This window comes from Paenibacillus qinlingensis, from assembly GCF_013204845.1.
GTDB classification, from domain to species: Bacteria; Bacillota; Bacilli; order Paenibacillales; family NBRC-103111; genus Paenibacillus_E; species Paenibacillus_E qinlingensis.
Genome location: NZ_JABMKY010000010.1, coordinates 243,732 through 258,228 on the forward strand (window position 1 = coordinate 243,732; position 14,497 = coordinate 258,228).

The 14,497-nt window shown below is 38.8% G+C and carries 17 protein-coding genes and 1 pseudogene; 16 read left to right on the plus strand and 2 right to left on the minus strand.

The genetic code is table 11. From position 1 onward, the window contains the following. Positions 1–15 precede the first annotated feature (15 nt). From HQN88_RS19590 to HQN88_RS19605, 4 genes are all read left to right on the plus strand, one after another. Entirely contained in the window at positions 16–1,014 is a 999-nt protein-coding gene (locus HQN88_RS19590) for a phosphotransferase (protein WP_173115626.1), read from the plus strand. 205 nt (positions 1,015–1,219) lie between these two features. Next, entirely contained in the window at positions 1,220–2,146 is a 927-nt protein-coding gene (locus HQN88_RS19595; protein ID WP_173115628.1) for a phosphotransferase family protein, read from the plus strand. An 82-nt stretch (positions 2,147–2,228) separates the two neighbouring features. Beyond that, a complete protein-coding gene (locus tag HQN88_RS19600) occupies positions 2,229–2,495 on the plus strand; it encodes a hypothetical protein (RefSeq protein WP_173115630.1) in 267 nt (88 codons plus the stop codon). A gap of 433 nt (positions 2,496–2,928) precedes the next feature. Next, positions 2,929–3,294, plus strand: coding sequence for a hypothetical protein (locus HQN88_RS19605; RefSeq protein WP_173115632.1), 366 nt, complete (start codon positions 2,929–2,931; stop codon positions 3,292–3,294). 57 nt (positions 3,295–3,351) lie between these two features. Here HQN88_RS19605 and HQN88_RS19610 read toward each other — a convergent pair whose 3' ends face one another. Continuing rightward, the gene (locus tag HQN88_RS19610; RefSeq protein WP_173115634.1) at positions 3,352–4,719 is read right to left on the minus strand and encodes a hypothetical protein; all 1,368 of its coding nucleotides are present in this window, start codon (positions 4,717–4,719) and stop codon (positions 3,352–3,354) included. A gap of 368 nt (positions 4,720–5,087) precedes the next feature. On the opposite strand from HQN88_RS19610, the gene HQN88_RS19615 reads away from it, so the two are divergent. The 5 genes and pseudogenes from HQN88_RS19615 to HQN88_RS19635 all read left to right on the plus strand — a co-directional run bounded on the left by HQN88_RS19615 (position 5,088) and on the right by HQN88_RS19635 (position 7,942). Next, positions 5,088–5,450, plus strand: coding sequence for a hypothetical protein (locus HQN88_RS19615; protein ID WP_173115636.1), 363 nt, complete (start codon positions 5,088–5,090; stop codon positions 5,448–5,450). 161 nt (positions 5,451–5,611) lie between these two features. After that, a pseudogene (locus HQN88_RS19620) lies at positions 5,612–5,943 on the plus strand (low molecular weight protein tyrosine phosphatase family protein). A gap of 184 nt (positions 5,944–6,127) precedes the next feature. Next, the gene (locus HQN88_RS19625; protein WP_173115638.1) at positions 6,128–6,613 is read left to right on the plus strand and encodes a GyrI-like domain-containing protein; all 486 of its coding nucleotides are present in this window, start codon (positions 6,128–6,130) and stop codon (positions 6,611–6,613) included. A 141-nt stretch (positions 6,614–6,754) separates the two neighbouring features. After that, positions 6,755–7,057, plus strand: a complete 303-nt coding sequence (locus HQN88_RS19630; RefSeq protein ID WP_173115640.1) for a Dabb family protein — start codon at positions 6,755–6,757, stop codon at positions 7,055–7,057. A 546-nt stretch (positions 7,058–7,603) separates the two neighbouring features. After that, entirely contained in the window at positions 7,604–7,942 is a 339-nt protein-coding gene (locus HQN88_RS19635) for a hypothetical protein (RefSeq protein ID WP_173115642.1), read from the plus strand. Positions 7,943–8,113: 171 nt separating this feature from the next. Here HQN88_RS19635 and HQN88_RS19640 read toward each other — a convergent pair whose 3' ends face one another. Further along, positions 8,114–8,557, minus strand: coding sequence for a GNAT family N-acetyltransferase (locus HQN88_RS19640; RefSeq protein WP_173115644.1), 444 nt, complete (start codon positions 8,555–8,557; stop codon positions 8,114–8,116). A gap of 565 nt (positions 8,558–9,122) precedes the next feature. Between HQN88_RS19640 and HQN88_RS19645 the strand changes: the two genes are divergently transcribed. From HQN88_RS19645 to HQN88_RS19675, 7 genes are all read left to right on the plus strand, one after another. Continuing rightward, positions 9,123–9,869 carry an AAC(3) family N-acetyltransferase gene (locus tag HQN88_RS19645; protein WP_173115646.1) on the plus strand — a complete coding sequence of 249 codons (747 nt, stop codon included), beginning with the start codon at positions 9,123–9,125 and terminating at the stop codon, positions 9,867–9,869. Between the two features lie 680 nt (positions 9,870–10,549). Continuing rightward, positions 10,550–10,711: a hypothetical protein gene (locus HQN88_RS19650; RefSeq protein WP_173115648.1), complete on the plus strand. Its 162-nt coding sequence runs from the start codon at positions 10,550–10,552 to the stop codon at positions 10,709–10,711. A gap of 353 nt (positions 10,712–11,064) precedes the next feature. Then, positions 11,065–11,523 (plus strand): DUF6985 domain-containing protein, encoded by a 459-nt coding sequence (locus HQN88_RS19655; RefSeq protein ID WP_420794189.1) that lies wholly within the window; start codon positions 11,065–11,067, stop codon positions 11,521–11,523. Positions 11,524–11,668: 145 nt separating this feature from the next. Then, positions 11,669–11,992 (plus strand): hypothetical protein, encoded by a 324-nt coding sequence (locus HQN88_RS19660; protein ID WP_173115652.1) that lies wholly within the window; start codon positions 11,669–11,671, stop codon positions 11,990–11,992. Between the two features lie 156 nt (positions 11,993–12,148). Further along, a complete protein-coding gene (locus tag HQN88_RS19665) occupies positions 12,149–12,577 on the plus strand; it encodes a GNAT family N-acetyltransferase (RefSeq protein WP_173115654.1) in 429 nt (142 codons plus the stop codon). Positions 12,578–12,737: 160 nt separating this feature from the next. Then, positions 12,738–13,367: a hypothetical protein gene (locus tag HQN88_RS19670; protein WP_246320332.1), complete on the plus strand. Its 630-nt coding sequence runs from the start codon at positions 12,738–12,740 to the stop codon at positions 13,365–13,367. A gap of 238 nt (positions 13,368–13,605) precedes the next feature. Continuing rightward, complete coding sequence (locus tag HQN88_RS19675; RefSeq protein ID WP_173115656.1) at positions 13,606–13,938, plus strand: hypothetical protein; 333 nt, start codon at positions 13,606–13,608, stop codon at positions 13,936–13,938. Positions 13,939–14,497: the final 559 nt, after the last annotated feature.

Here is a 14,497-nt window from a genome sequence, read left to right on the forward strand (position 1 = left end):
TATGATCGGGGGATTATGATGCAAGAAACAATCGAGGAGATAGTTCGTAATTACTTTGAGGATTCAGCTTACGTTATCGAGTCGGTACCATTCGGTCTGACTAACCTAACTAAAATTTTAATAACGAACGGCCAAAAATATGTCATTCGAAATTACAATCGTCATACCAAAAATGTAGAGAGTATTGAGTTTGAGGGACACATAACATCGTGTTTGAGTAAACAGAATCTTTCTTTTGTCGTGCCCCAATTTTTAAATACGAATATTGGCGGACTGTATGTACACTTATCCAATGGAACATTAGGTGCGATCGTTACGTTTGTTGAAGGGATTGTTCCAGAGATATCCAGTGTTCAGCAAGCTGCAGAGTTTGGCTCTACTGTTGGTGAAGTAAGTTTAGCATTAAGCCAATGTACCTTAGATTGTCAATTTCGAGGAGTTCCCTTCACAGAATTTTACTGTTTGCATCCATTAGCCGATTATAATGCTGTGACATCTTTTATTAAGGCCCCACCATTTGAAATTTCTCAAACAGCGCTTAATTTTTATAAAGAAACCGTCTCTTTCGTGGAACAAAATAAACTTGATTTGATGGAATTGCCTAAGCAACTAGTTCATCATGATGTTTTAATCTACAACTTACTCTCAAAAGAGAATAAAATCCATGGCGTTTTGGATTTTGATTTTACCTCACTTGATACTAGGTTCATGGAATTTACTATTTCCCTTAACCACGTCATACAATTATCAAACGGATCATGGGAGATGACGGAAGCATTTATTAAAGGCTACTCTCAGTTTCGAAAATGTACATATCAAGAAATGAATCAACTGCAACTTTTGACTCAAATTTACCATATTGCTGTACTCCATATTTACATCGGACAGCATTATTCTGGTACAAATATCGAGCAGAACTTTAATTACATTCTAAGTCAATTTCAATCAAGGAATGACTGGCTGAACAAACATCGTACTTCAATAATGAAACTGATTGAAAATTTCATGATTTGATTTAATTTCTTTCGTAGAAGAAAGTCCAGATGGATTATGAAATAGCACACAATAGCGATGTTTACCCTTACTTTAGGCTGCTGCGAAATTGAACGGTACCGTGGGCAGAATATTGAAATTATTGAATGTAATTGTAGAATATAACTCTTGTATGGAATGCGTTGCTTATGAATATAGAGATTCAATGTGAACAGGGGCTGGGACCATGACCGCGTATGAAAAACCAAGTTTGGCCGTGAGTGAAATTGAGGCAGTGTTGCGAAAGCATTTTGGACCTGGTGCGGCCGAAATTAAGCCATTGACCGGGGGGAACTTGAGCAGTGTCTTTTCCTTTGTCCATGAAGCCAAAGGTTATGTCGTAAAATTCAGCGATTTGGAAGGCGCTTATCAGACGGAAAGCTTTGTCTCTGACTTGCTGTCGGGTCAAGGCATTACTTTTCCGAAATGTTTGGCACTAGGGAAAACCGGTCCGTTGGCATATATTATCACTGAACGGATGGGCGGTCGCAATCTAGCTGATTACACAGTAGAGCAACAGGCCGCTCACTTACCTGAGCTTATCAGCATCTTGACCAAACTGGCTGTCGTGGACGTCGAATCAACGAACGGATATGGGTGGATCGGACCTGATGGCAATGGAACTTACGCATCCTGGAAAGACTTCGTCATTTCCTGCAACGTGGAGGATCAGACCGGGACATTCTGGGAGAACTGGCACGACCTTTATCGAACTTCTTATTTAGAGCGAGACGTTTATGAAGAAATCTATAACCGCTTGATGAGCTGCATATCGTATAACGAACCGCACAGAGGATTTATCCATGGGGACTTTCATCAGTGGAATATCTTGTCGGATGGCGAGTGTATTACTGGCATCATTGACGGCAACTGTATGTACGGCGACCCCCTCGTGGACCTTGCGATTCTCGATCGGCATATGCCGTGGAGCGGTGTCATTAAGGCGTACCAAGATTTCCAAGCCAAAAGTGGCATCACGATACCAAACTTCGAAACTCGGCTAATTGGCGCTTATTATTTCAAGGGACTCGACGGACTACGATTCTATGCAAAGATGGGATGGAAAGACGCCTATCAAGGCACACGGCATTTTCTTCTTAACCTCGAGAGCTGAACGGAAAAATGAAAGTGGTATTTTATGAGATGATGAACTGAATTATTCTAGGATATGAAAGGATGGAGGTAGAGATCCTTTTATGAAAAGGACAATAATTGGTGGGGTACTCGTGTTAACCGGCGCTATGATTTCATTAGCAATTTTCATTGCAGCTGCATCTTACGTACCAAGCATCGATACTTGGCAAGGTTCAAAGTTGTGGTTTGCCATTTTCGGAGTAAATGATTTTGGCAAGGAAGTAGTCGTAGATAGTCTATTTCTGGGCTTTCCTTTTATTATGGGTATTATTTTGTTTATTCTAGGATTGATTGTACTAGCGATAGAGTACTTCAGAAAGGAAGACTAGTTCGGAGTACTAGCGGATAACTATAGCGCAGGAGCTGCATTGAAGCTGCTCTTCATTGATTCCTTTAAAGGGACGGAGTAACACTTCCTAATGGTAATGTACTATCCATAAAAAGTAGTGAAGGAATGGCATTCTGGAATTATAATGGAGAAACAGTATATCTCCGTTATTCAAGGGGTCTTATATTGGCTCCTTTTCATCATTACAGCGATGAACACTAAATTAAATGCTCGGCTCCTTGGGGATGAGCAAGAGGAATACTGATTTTATCGTCATATTATTAGGTTATTGCAAAACGTTAGTTACATATAGAACAAGGATGAGGCTGCCAGCATGATAGGCAGCCTTTGGTCAACTAAAGGGCAGATTAGCGCAACATTCGTATATAATTTCGCGTCCTAATTTATGGGATATTTACGGAGGAGGGAAATGCTTGAGAAATGTTATGATGATTTTATTGTTAATGTGTTTCATAACAACAGGGTGCACGTCCTCTAATACAATTGGAAATCCAACCGCAAAAGAAGTTTTAAAAATGGAACCGAATGCTAATATTTTTATGTATAAAGATATCATCTATAAAGCAGGAAATCCTTGGGTAGACGAGTTAGAATTAACCAAAGACATACAAGAAACTGAAATTACCCACCAAAGTAATAATGGGAAAGCTTTTAAAAACGGAACAGCAAATAAACTGGCAGTTGGAACAAAGGTCTTTCGTGTCAAAGAGCGAAATGACATAATAATAGCTGAAACAGAAGGAGGGGACATTAGATTTTTTCAATTAGTTGAAGGATAATAATGTGATTCTACAGGATTGGAGCCATTTTATTTCGATGCAGCCTTGAAGACCACCTCACGTTTGCGGATGAGTCGTCTTCTGTTCATCCATGAACTTGTTCATGTTCACCGACTTGATGCCCTCGGCAGTGAGTAGCTCCTTAAGTCGCTTAAGATGCAAATCGCCAAGTCCGTACAACAGATACCCCTCGCTCTTCGCTTTCTTAATATGCTGGAACATCGAGAAATCACGGGCCTTCTCCGCTTTCATAATCTCGGTATCCGCTGCACCATAATCCGACTTGGCCACATGCCAATTGTCGGCAAAAGCCTTCTTATCCGCAGCCGATGCCTGTGCCTGCTCCTCTTGAAGCTTCGTAGTGGCGTAAGCCGTTACTTCACGAACGAACGTAGTAAACAGATCCTTGCTCTTTGCAGCTTTCATGGCCTCCGTTAAAGGCTCCGCCGATTGGTCATCGCCTTCAAGGCTGGCAGCGGTTCGCTGCCACAGATCTTCCTGAGCCGCATAGGTCTGATAGAGTACGGATTCTTCATCTGCACCCGCCGCAAATCGAATCGCCATGCCGAATAATCTCTTCTCTGCCTCCGACGCCATGACCCGATAATCATAAATCACATTAATCCCTTGCAAGCCTCGAATGACTTTCGGATAAAAACTTTCCGCATAGTGAGATTTAGCCCCCGGACCCGTGCCGATGCCACCGAACTTGGCATTGCGCTCAACCTCTCGCTTCGTTATAGCCGCTTCCAGCTCAGGATTATCGGCAGCTTCAGCAGGACGTTCGGTGTAGGCTTCGTGCATGAACTTATCCGTCCCCACAGCTTTCACAACATCTTCCAACGTAGTTTCCGTATGGATTTCCCCGATTACCGTCAGCTCATCCGGAATGCGAATCCACGTATTCGTCTTCTCGACATACCCGATTTTCTCTGTCGTCTTCGCCGCGTACTGAGACATTTCATCCTTACTGTTGAAATAGCGTGATTTCCCGTCCGCGATCATATTATCTACGTTCCGCTCGCCTGCGCCTTCGTTGCCGCGGCCGGTTTTGGTCTTGTTCCTGTAGCCGCCAATTAGCGCCCGCTTGATATACACCTTACGCTGAATATCGCTTTGGGATGGCGAAGCGGCTTGAATCGTCCCAGCGGCTGCTGTCAGCTCCGCAGGTTTTTCCACGGCTCTCGCAGCGGGGTTAGCCGCTGACTGCTGCTTGAACAGCTCGCCAACCGAGCGGTTGCCGATCGTACGCTGCAGATACATCATCTGCGCCGGGCTCATAGCCTGCGGGAGCTTCGTTGCACGCTGAAGAGCTGCACCGGACAAGCCTTGTGCCGTTTCATTTTCAACCATATTCAACGATTCGGCGGTGCCGGTCGTCGTTGTCTGCTGAGCAGCCTTGCCCGGTTGTTGGTGTGTTTGCATTAATACGCCCCTTCCTGATAGAACTGTTCACTAGATTGTATCATGCTAAGTATTGGAAGAAAATACTAGTAATATATGATAAAGCACCTAAGACTTTATTTTCCTAGTCCTAGCCCGCCGCTGTTTTATTTTCAGGGTAAGTCTAATACTTAATATTATTCAGACGATAATTCAATTTATAAATCCCGTAACATCAAGAGCTTGAGTCTAACACTTTATTTTCTTATAACAGCCGTAAGTTCTAAATTTTAAGCATTTCCTTACCGCAAGTAGTGTGTCAGATAAATGGAAGATATTCACTTGAAGTCGATTTGTCAAATTTAGAAAGTAACATTGGAAAAGAGATCTATAATGATGGAGAGCATAGGATGTACGTATCATGGCTCAAAGTGACACCCAATGGAGGATTTGATATCGGATTTAGATCCAGTGGACAATATTCTTTATCTGGTGCAACGCTAATTTCTGCCATTCAACATGAGACGATCAACATTCATTCCTTCACTACATCTTCAACTACAATTTTGACAGCCGAATATAATGGGAAAACATACAACACTCAGCTAACTGGTCAATGTGGTTTGAATTATAAGGAAGGAGATTGTTTTTCTTTTACATTCTTTTTGAGGAACGAACCAAATGAAGATAACATTAAAGAAGTTGGTATAGTTAATCTTATGATTGCCGACCTTTACAAAAATATTTGGATAAAAAATAAAGTTCTGAACTAACGGGTAACTATTGCTCAATAAAATGAAGAAACGGCAGCCGACATAATGACTGCCGTTTTCTCAACTTATGGGCAGATGAACACAAACGTAGATGACACTTTTAGTGTATTATTATCCATAGAGTGGTAAAAATCAGTGAATTTAATAAGAGGATGATAAACATAAAAATTTTGTTTATATGTAGCAGAAACAAATGGAGAAGCCCAACAGCCGAAAAAATATTTCATAAATACAATGGTTATGATGTGAGGTCTGCTGGGACAGAAGATGGTGCTAGGATTAAGGTAACAAGTGGACACATTGGTTGGGCAGATCTCATATTTGTAATGGAAAAAAAAAGCATTTGAGCCGACTCAAACATAAATTTGGATCTACACTTATTGAAAAGCCGATCTGGAACCTAGATATACCCGACGATTATGGTTATTTGGATGAAGAACTAATTGAAATACTTAAAGCTAGAGTATCAGAATATATAGAAGTCCCAGAGTAGTAAGTCTCAAAAACAGGGAGAAGATTGCCAAGGCAGCTGCTCCCTGTTTTCATTCAATTAACGGGTAGTTTAATCAAATAATTTTATTAAAATCAAATGTGCTTTTGCAGGGAAAATATGGGTATGAGTTGAAATGTTATTTTATGTCTTCTTATACGATTCAAAAACCAAAAGGAGAAACGAAATGAGCGAACAAGGCGTTAAAGATAAAACTTGTAGAGTGGTCAAAAGAGGATTCTTAGCAGTTGGAACAAGGCATGAAGCGAAGTATTCAGAGTATCCAACGGTAATTCCGCAATCATTTGACTCTTTAATAAGTCGTTTGGAGGAAATCCAAAATCGAACTGGTGAGAAATTGGCTCTATATGAACCAAGTAATTATGCACCCGACAATCTTGGAACCTACTTTACAACCGCTCAAGTCACAGAGATTGGTTCTATTCCACAAGGAATGGTAAGCCAGACCACTCCTGTGTGCACTTATGCTGTCTATACGCATAAAGGTGAGATTTGGAAAATAGGTGATGCTTATAGGTCTCTTAATTGTTGGATTGATGAGAATGGCTACAAACATACTAAAGGTTGGGTAGTGGAGTTGATGGACGAAAGATTTAATCCTACTTCACCTGAAAGTGAGCTAGAGATTTATACGCCAATCGAAGAGAAATAGTCGATGAAAGAGGAGTGCCCCTTGCAAACCACCGTTTGTGGATCTTCTACGTTCTGGTATACATCTCAATATCTTTAGTTAATCCGCTAACGCAGAACTATAGCACCACAACATTAAGCTTAAAAAAGGAGCAATTTAGCGATGTACGAACATCTCGTTGTATTCAAGTTCAATACTAATGTCACGCCAATCAAGCAACAGGAATTGCTGGATCAATTGTTAACGTTTCGGGATCGTATCCCCGGGATATTTGATATAAGTGCAGGCATCAACGTAACTGAAGAAACGGAAAATATTAAGGGCTATACTCTCGGATTACGGGTAACGTTTGAAGACCTTGCGTCGTTGCGTTCATATGGTCCGCATCCGGTTCATCAGGAATTTGTTAAATCGCTGGATGGTATACTGGAAAATGTTATTGTTGTTGATTACCCATTGGTTTAAGCGCAACGAGGCTGCCGGTATAGATCGGCAGCCTCGTTGCGCTTAAAAGGCAGGATACTTCCAATAAACAACTATTATTGCTCTTCTAGACAGCAAACTGTTGTTACGAATCGCAATTTAGGAACGAAAAGTGAGAGGGTGAAATTGTTGGGAAGGAATTTCTTTTATCATTTGATAACACAGTATGTAATTATTTTGTTTCCCCCAATGATAGCTGCTCTAATGCTTGATGTTAACCCCAACATATCAAATTTTATTGAAGAGTTCTTTGGCTTTTCAGTTGGAGTAACTGGATTAATCCTTACGGGTATTTTATCATTGTTTCTCAAAAATGAAATAATTCTTTCGTTAATCTTCTTGGTAATAAAGATATTTGCTTTATATCCATTTTTGGTTATGATGTACCTTAAATTTAGGAAAGTTCGATGGCTACCTTTTCTGATTAGTTCGTTTCTTAGTTTATGGGGAGTCATTTTTGGCGTTTTTTGGATGGTTGCTGCAATGCAGTGAATTGAGTCATTCAACTAACGAGAGAACGTTAGTTAAGTGGCTACAAGGGGCATGAGGTGGGGTAATATTAAAGAATATCTTGAAGTGAAAAGATTGATATTTGAAAGAACACTGCTTCACGAGAATGATCCTAGGATAAGTGACTATTGGGCAAAGATCGTTGATTCATTTGGTTACAATGAACAAGAAATGATTGAGATTCTTAATTCATGCTCGGAGTTTGAAATTGGTTGGTTGAGAGAGGTCTATGATGATCTTGCCTTTAAATTCCGAACTGAAAATTACCTTAGAACATTAGAAATGTTACAGAAAAAATTTCCGAAAATAGATATGGAATTTGATATTCAATTTGTAAAAAAGATTGTGTTGAGCTAACGGGACACGATTGTTGAACAGTTAGGGAGTAGATGCCAAGTCCGGCAGCTGCTCCTTTTTAATTGAACTAAATGGCAGGAAGAAGAGTGGAAATAGGATGGGAAAAAGTTTTAAATAAAGAGTGCATAAAAATAATGACCTCATCATAGAAGAGGTCAAGTCGAACAAATATTATTTTGAATAATTCAACCAGTTACCAAGTGAGCCACCCATTTTTTCATAAAATCGTTGAGCGCGGTTATTATCAGTTGCAGTTACCCAGGTCATATGAGCATATCCGTTCTCTTTTGTAAATGTTTCACAGAACTTAAAGAGTTGCTCGGATACTCCTGTACCTCTTGCTTTTTCAACAACAAATAAATCGTTCATTACAGTGATTTTATCAGCTTTTGTTGTACTGAAACTAAAATACAATGTTGCAAATCCGAGAAGTTCGCCTTCATTTTCAGCAATGAATTGAATACCTTTGTTCTTTTCTAAAAGAGTTTCAATCAAATTATGTACTTTTTCAATTGTAGGTTTTGGTCTTTTATAAAAATCTACAATATATTGATACATTAATTCAGTCAATTGGTTTAAATCTCTTGGTTCAACAGCACGAATTACTATCGACATGAGGATTCCTCTCTTTCAATGATTCCCAAAAAATAGATATGAATAAATATACATTGAAATGAATTTAAATTCAATATTCTAAAACTGTTTTATAATTATTTGTTACGCTAACGGTGAACGTTAGTTCAATAAGAAATCAGGATGAAGCTGCTGTCGGGTGACAAGAACATAGTAACATTGAAAGCAGCATTCACTGAGCTTATTTGTTTTATGTTATAAAGTTCTTGTCAAAATGAAATGACAAGAACTTTATAACATTTCGGACGAAGTCTAATTAAAGGTTGCTCCGGTCGAAGACTGATCAAATAGCAGAGGCTGCATACTAGGAAATTTCCATGCCTGGACGTTTTGAATTACCAATGCTTGCAGTATATATTCAAATCAAAAAATGACAGACAAAGCAGTTGCAATAAATGGCTATTACAATTGTATCATCCATAAATAGCAACAGTTCTTGCCGTTTGTTAAACGTCATACTTTTCGTTTACGGAAGATTCGTAAACATTGGCTGTAGATGGCGTTATTTGTGATAAAATCCTCCTATAAGAATAAACGGAGGTACATTATGTTTACGAAGACAGATTTGATCGAGCATCTTCAAAATATCGGCGTTGACCCGCTCGGGACGTTGAAAATCCATATTTCGTACAAGGCAATCGGAGCGGTCGAGGGTGGTGCGGAGACTGTGCTTGATGCGCTGAGTGACTACATGAAGGACGGGTTGATTGTGCTGGGAGCGCATACGTGGCGCAATGTCGGGACTGACAATCCGGTATGCGACAACCTGTATACGCCAACATGCATCGGGGCGCTGACCGAGCTTTTTCGCAAGCATCCAGGAGTCGTGCGTTCTCTGCACCCGACCCACTCAGTGGCAGCCTTTGGTAAAGATGCAGAGTCCTTTATCGCGGGCGAGGAACATCTGCAAACCCCATGCGGAGTGGGCGGTACCTATCACAAACTTTGGCAGCGGGGTGCCCAGATCCTGCTGATCGGCGTTAATTTTAGTCGTAACACTTTCATTCATGGGGTCGAGGAATGGGATGGGGCAGTCGGAACGATTTCTGCCGAGAAAACTGACTTATACACGATCGGGCCCAAAGGTGACCGCCACTACACGCCACAGTTTCGCCACTGCGCACGGGTCGGATCCAACACATTCACGAAACTCGAACCTGAAGCACTTAGTACCGGCGTCATGACCCTCGGGAAATTCGGCAACGCAACGACCAGATTAATGAGCGCGAAGCAACTACGGGCTATGGTTGCCAAACATCTGAAGCAGGACCCGAACTATCTGACCGACTATTAATATTCTTTGCAATATATCTAAATTTACTTGCTACAGTCAATCGTGCATCTGCAATAGCGTTTGTAAAGGAGCTAATCCAAGATAAGATCGTACATTAAACCCTCAAACAAAAAACCATCATTCATTCATCAATCGAATTAAGCAGCGACTCTAATTAAAACATAAGACTATTGAGCTAACGTAGGAACGATAGTTCAACATTCAAAAGGATGCCGCGTGGCAACTCTTCGAATGTTGAATGGTCAGTTAAAGTTACAAAAAAAAGGAAGTAATAGTTGCGTAGAGAAATAAGAGGAGATGCATGTTTTTACAGCGCCTAGAGAAGAGAATAGAATAAGGCAAAGGTGAGCTTTCGTGTGGCAAATAGCGCTAGCAGTAGTCTTTATTATTGAATATAGGTATTATTGGGCTGCTATTTCTTTAATTGTTGTTTTAGTGATTTTGTATAATCATATAAAAAGGAAACAGAAAATAAAAATACACAGAAAATATCGAAACTCAGGTATCCTTGATAACCAAAAGGATTTAGATAATTGAGGGATATTGTTCACAACGGCAGCCATCACACGATCGGCTGCTGTTGTCCGTAAAAGTATTGGATAGGTCTCTGTGATAGAAATATGGAATAATTATTTATTTAGTCATTATCTTTTCCAATAGAAAAGGAGGAACGCATAATTATGACAGCCAAATTACTTGAGCTACTTGTATGTCTTATGTTGGTTTTTTTTACGGGAATATTGATGAGTGGGAATGGCATTCATATTCAAGAAAGTGGAGTTCAAATTATACTTGGATGCATTCTTTGGATCTTGATTTTTGCTTATTTTAAAAGGAAATAAACTCATATTTAATTCGTAAGAACTATAGTTCAATCACGATATGAAGGCGGCCGCACACAATCGGCTGCCTTTTTCTGTTGAAGTAACGGGCAGGATAGTTTGGTAGCAACCTTGAATAAATGAGTTACTGTAAAGTGAAAAGATGGTGACAAAATGTCCGTTCTTGCATTTATATCTACGCCACAAAACGAATACGAAAAAGCCTTCAATATCAAATAGAAAATTGAGGCTTCCCAAAAAATTCAACATAAATTCTAGCATGTTTATTTCCGTTAGAAGTCGATTTCCTTTGATTTAGTCAAATTTTAACGATCCTAATCTGAAATAGTGAGCTGCATGAAGTATTTGGAAAAATAGAATTCGATTTGACTTGGTTAGGAACATTTGAAATAAGCATTTTTGGAATTAGAAAAAATGTAATTTTAAGTATTTCTGGGTCAGAAGAAGGAGATTTCACAAATGATCAAATAGAAGCCTATTCGAATTTTTTAAAAGAAAAGCAAAGATTTATAACTGAGGCTGAAGATGGACTTTATTCTTATTATCAAAGCGTGTGTATGGACTACAGAGAGCGATTTGGAAAGGGGACTGACGACGCTCTTGCTCCCTTAATTTCTGATAAGTCTCAATTTGGAGATTTAGTATCGTTAACTCATGTAGTAATTCGAATGTTTCCAAGAAATAAAAGGATTGTTGGTCTATTATTTGACTCAAGGTGGGAAACTTCACTTGGAGTAGCAGTGAAATTTAAAAATGAAAATTTGTCTGAAGTAGGTTTTCAGGATATAGTCCTGTACAGTTTATTACGCTAACGGAGAACGTTAGTTCAATAACCACAAAAGAAGGCAGCCGGGCTAGCGATCGGCTCTAGGGACTACAGACTGCCGATATTAACAACTAGACTCCGAGGTACTGGCGAGAAATAATTAATAAAATAATGTGAGGGAGGTTTAAGAAATGTATTGCCCTTATTGCAAAGAAGAACTGAGAATTAATGAAGGAGAGTTATATTGCAATGCTGGAGATAGTTATTTTTCAAAGCATATGGAAAAAGTTTTTAATGAAGCAATAGATAATTGTAAAGATGTTAAAGTACGGATACCAAAAGTTGAAAACAGTGAAACAGGAAAATTCTTTTGTGTGAATTGTGGAAGTAAAATGATGAAAATTAAATCTATGCATGAAGTTTGTACATGTTGTGGATTTGAAATAAACAAACGTACATTCTATGAGATTATTGAAAGGAATCCCCATCGTTCATTCGGGGGAAGAACATTGTAAAAATGAAATTATACTTATTGAAGTAATGAGGAACATATTATGGAGGAGACTGCATCGCGGCTGCTTCTCTTTCTTCATTAAGTAACGAGCAGGAATGCTCAATTGTAACGTGGAATAAAATGTAAGGACAAGGGATATATAGGAGTTGATATTGATTTGATTCGTGAAGCTGAACGATCTGATAAAAACCAACTATGCGAGCTCTATCGTATGTTAGTGCCAAATAGTAAGAAAATGAACGTTCTCGAAGAACAAATTGATACAATCAAAAGTGACCCTAATAACTTTCTGCTTGTTTTCGATGAAGGCGGTGAAATTTTAGGGACAGTGACGCTAAATATATGTATCCAAGCATTGCATGGAACAAGACCGTATGGAATTGTCGAGAACATAATTGTTCATGAGAATCATCGAAGTAAGAGTATTGGGCAACAACTTTTAAAATATGTTGAGGACTATTGTAAATCAATAAATTGCCATCGGATTATGCTCTTAAGCAATTCAAGCCGTGAAAGAGCTCATCAGTTCTTCGAACGAGAAGGATATGACGGATCGGTTAGTAAAGGATTTAAAAAATATTTCTAATTGAAGGGCTGCCTAGTAGCAGCCCTTCGCCCCGCTAACGGGCTGGATAACTTGGTGGCGCATATCGTTAATATTGGTATGTTATGTTTCAGTTAGAGAAAATCGAGGCGAAAAATAACCCGTGTGTGAAGCAAAAATTAAGAGTCTAACAAAAGGGTGAATGTATCTGCTTAAATGGATAAAAATATTGTGGATATTGGCCGCTTTAGTTAATTTATCTGGGGTTATTTGGCTCATTCTGGGATCAACAGCTAACTTTCAACGCGGAATTGATCTAATTACTACAGTAATTATGATTGGTCTTGGAATACCTTCCACGTTACTGATTGTTATTTCAGTCATTTTACTTGTTAGAAGGTGGTCCCCACAAAACGGTGGAGTTTTAGGGGTGTTTGCTTTAATTGTTAGTATGCTTTTGTTAACTCCTCCATTGTATAAGAGTGTAAATACGAGTGGCTGGTTAACAGAGAGAGTTATGGCAGATTCAATACAAATGACAACAGACGGTCATTATAACTACAGAATAGAAGTTATTAATATTTTTCAAAGAAACAGCTATGCCCGTCTGTATCTAAAAAACGTTTCTACTTCAGAAGAAAATCGCATCCGTTTATCACTGCCAGTATATGAGATCCATGGGATAGGGGTTGAGAAAGTTAACTATTGGGTTAAGTTGGAGCCTATTACGGAAGCAGACACATACATTTTACACACAACGAAGAATTTCCCTTTATCTGGTGAACGCTTTAAAGTAGATGTAATTAATGGTCGGGCAGTAAAAATTGAATAATACCTACTGATTACGCTAACGGCGAACGTTTGTTCAATACGCAGTAACGAGCGGCTGCGGCACGATTGGAAGCCTTTCGCTCACCTAAAGGACAGAATAGTTAAATCGATTCACGAATATGTAAAGTATTGAGGTGTTTGCGAAATTCGCAAATATGACGTTAGATGAAATCCTCAAATGCAGAGAAAATAAAGATTAATATTAGTTCAATCGAAAGGGTGCTTGGATGAACATATACATGAGTAAATTCGAATTTGAATCAATAAAAGAAACGAATATTGATCTATTTTATAAAGTTAGAAGTGTTATCAATGAATTTGATCCCGTATCTTTAATAAGAAATGGTGCACCTGTTAATGAACATGAGGTCTTAGTTGCATATGTCCTCTACTTACTATTAGATAATAAAACGGAAAAACTTAAAACAGAACTTATCGATTCTTATAAATATTATGGTTTTGATCCAGAAGATATTAAAGAAGAATATAAAGAATCATTTAATAGAAGAATTCAAGATACAACCGAGAAAATTTTAGAAGTATATAAAGTATATATAACTGAAATTCAATGATTTCGAGGCCATATTCACGCATCGGGCCATTAGATTATTAAACTATCGGATAACGATAGCTCAATAACAAAACGAAAGGCAGCCGGTATACGATCGGCTGCGAAAAGGAGGGTGATTATATTGGAAAGGAAAGAATTAGAGGATAAAATTAAAAATATCTGTCAGGAATTGATCCTCCAACTGCGAGGATAACGGACGTGATGGAAACGCACTTATTGATAGAGAGGTAATCGAAGCGTTACACAATAATATTGATGCTTATAAAAATATGATATACACCGACGAACTAGTTACTAAAGAGTTGGTTGGTATCTTACTTTATGCTTGCACAAGATTTTATCATCAGAGTATTCAAAAAATTCAAGTGAGTTACTGAAAGAATTTGATCGATTATACGGGAAACTGTGTTGGGTATACGGTTTGAGATAATAACGGTTCATTCAACTCCCTCGGTATGATTTAATTTCCTCACGCAAGCTCGTCTATTCGCAGGATTTCATCCTTTAGATTTCAATGTTGATTGAAAGAAAGCAAGATATATTTGGTTGTGTCGTTAAAA

Bases quoted from the DNA above. Each gene is read 5' to 3' on its own strand.
- HQN88_RS19650 (WP_173115648.1), top strand. From the start codon at position 10,550: ATGACAGCCAAATTACTTGAGCTACTTGTATGTCTTATGTTGGTTTTT.
- HQN88_RS19615 (WP_173115636.1), top strand. From the start codon at position 5,088: ATGTACGTATCATGGCTCAAAGTGACACCCAATGGAGGATTTGATATC.
- HQN88_RS19590 (WP_173115626.1), top strand. From the start codon at position 16: ATGATGCAAGAAACAATCGAGGAGATAGTTCGTAATTACTTTGAGGAT.
- HQN88_RS19670 (WP_246320332.1), top strand. From the start codon at position 12,738: ATGTATCTGCTTAAATGGATAAAAATATTGTGGATATTGGCCGCTTTA.
- HQN88_RS19660 (WP_173115652.1), top strand. From the start codon at position 11,669: ATGTATTGCCCTTATTGCAAAGAAGAACTGAGAATTAATGAAGGAGAG.
- HQN88_RS19675 (WP_173115656.1), top strand. From the start codon at position 13,606: ATGAGTAAATTCGAATTTGAATCAATAAAAGAAACGAATATTGATCTA.
- HQN88_RS19645 (WP_173115646.1), top strand. From the start codon at position 9,123: ATGTTTACGAAGACAGATTTGATCGAGCATCTTCAAAATATCGGCGTT.
- HQN88_RS19630 (WP_173115640.1), top strand. From the start codon at position 6,755: ATGTACGAACATCTCGTTGTATTCAAGTTCAATACTAATGTCACGCCA.
- HQN88_RS19610 (WP_173115634.1), bottom strand. From the start codon at position 4,719: ATGCAAACACACCAACAACCGGGCAAGGCTGCTCAGCAGACAACGACG.
- HQN88_RS19595 (WP_173115628.1), top strand. From the start codon at position 1,220: ATGACCGCGTATGAAAAACCAAGTTTGGCCGTGAGTGAAATTGAGGCA.
- HQN88_RS19625 (WP_173115638.1), top strand. From the start codon at position 6,128: ATGAGCGAACAAGGCGTTAAAGATAAAACTTGTAGAGTGGTCAAAAGA.
- HQN88_RS19640 (WP_173115644.1), bottom strand. From the start codon at position 8,557: ATGTCGATAGTAATTCGTGCTGTTGAACCAAGAGATTTAAACCAATTG.
- HQN88_RS19600 (WP_173115630.1), top strand. From the start codon at position 2,229: ATGAAAAGGACAATAATTGGTGGGGTACTCGTGTTAACCGGCGCTATG.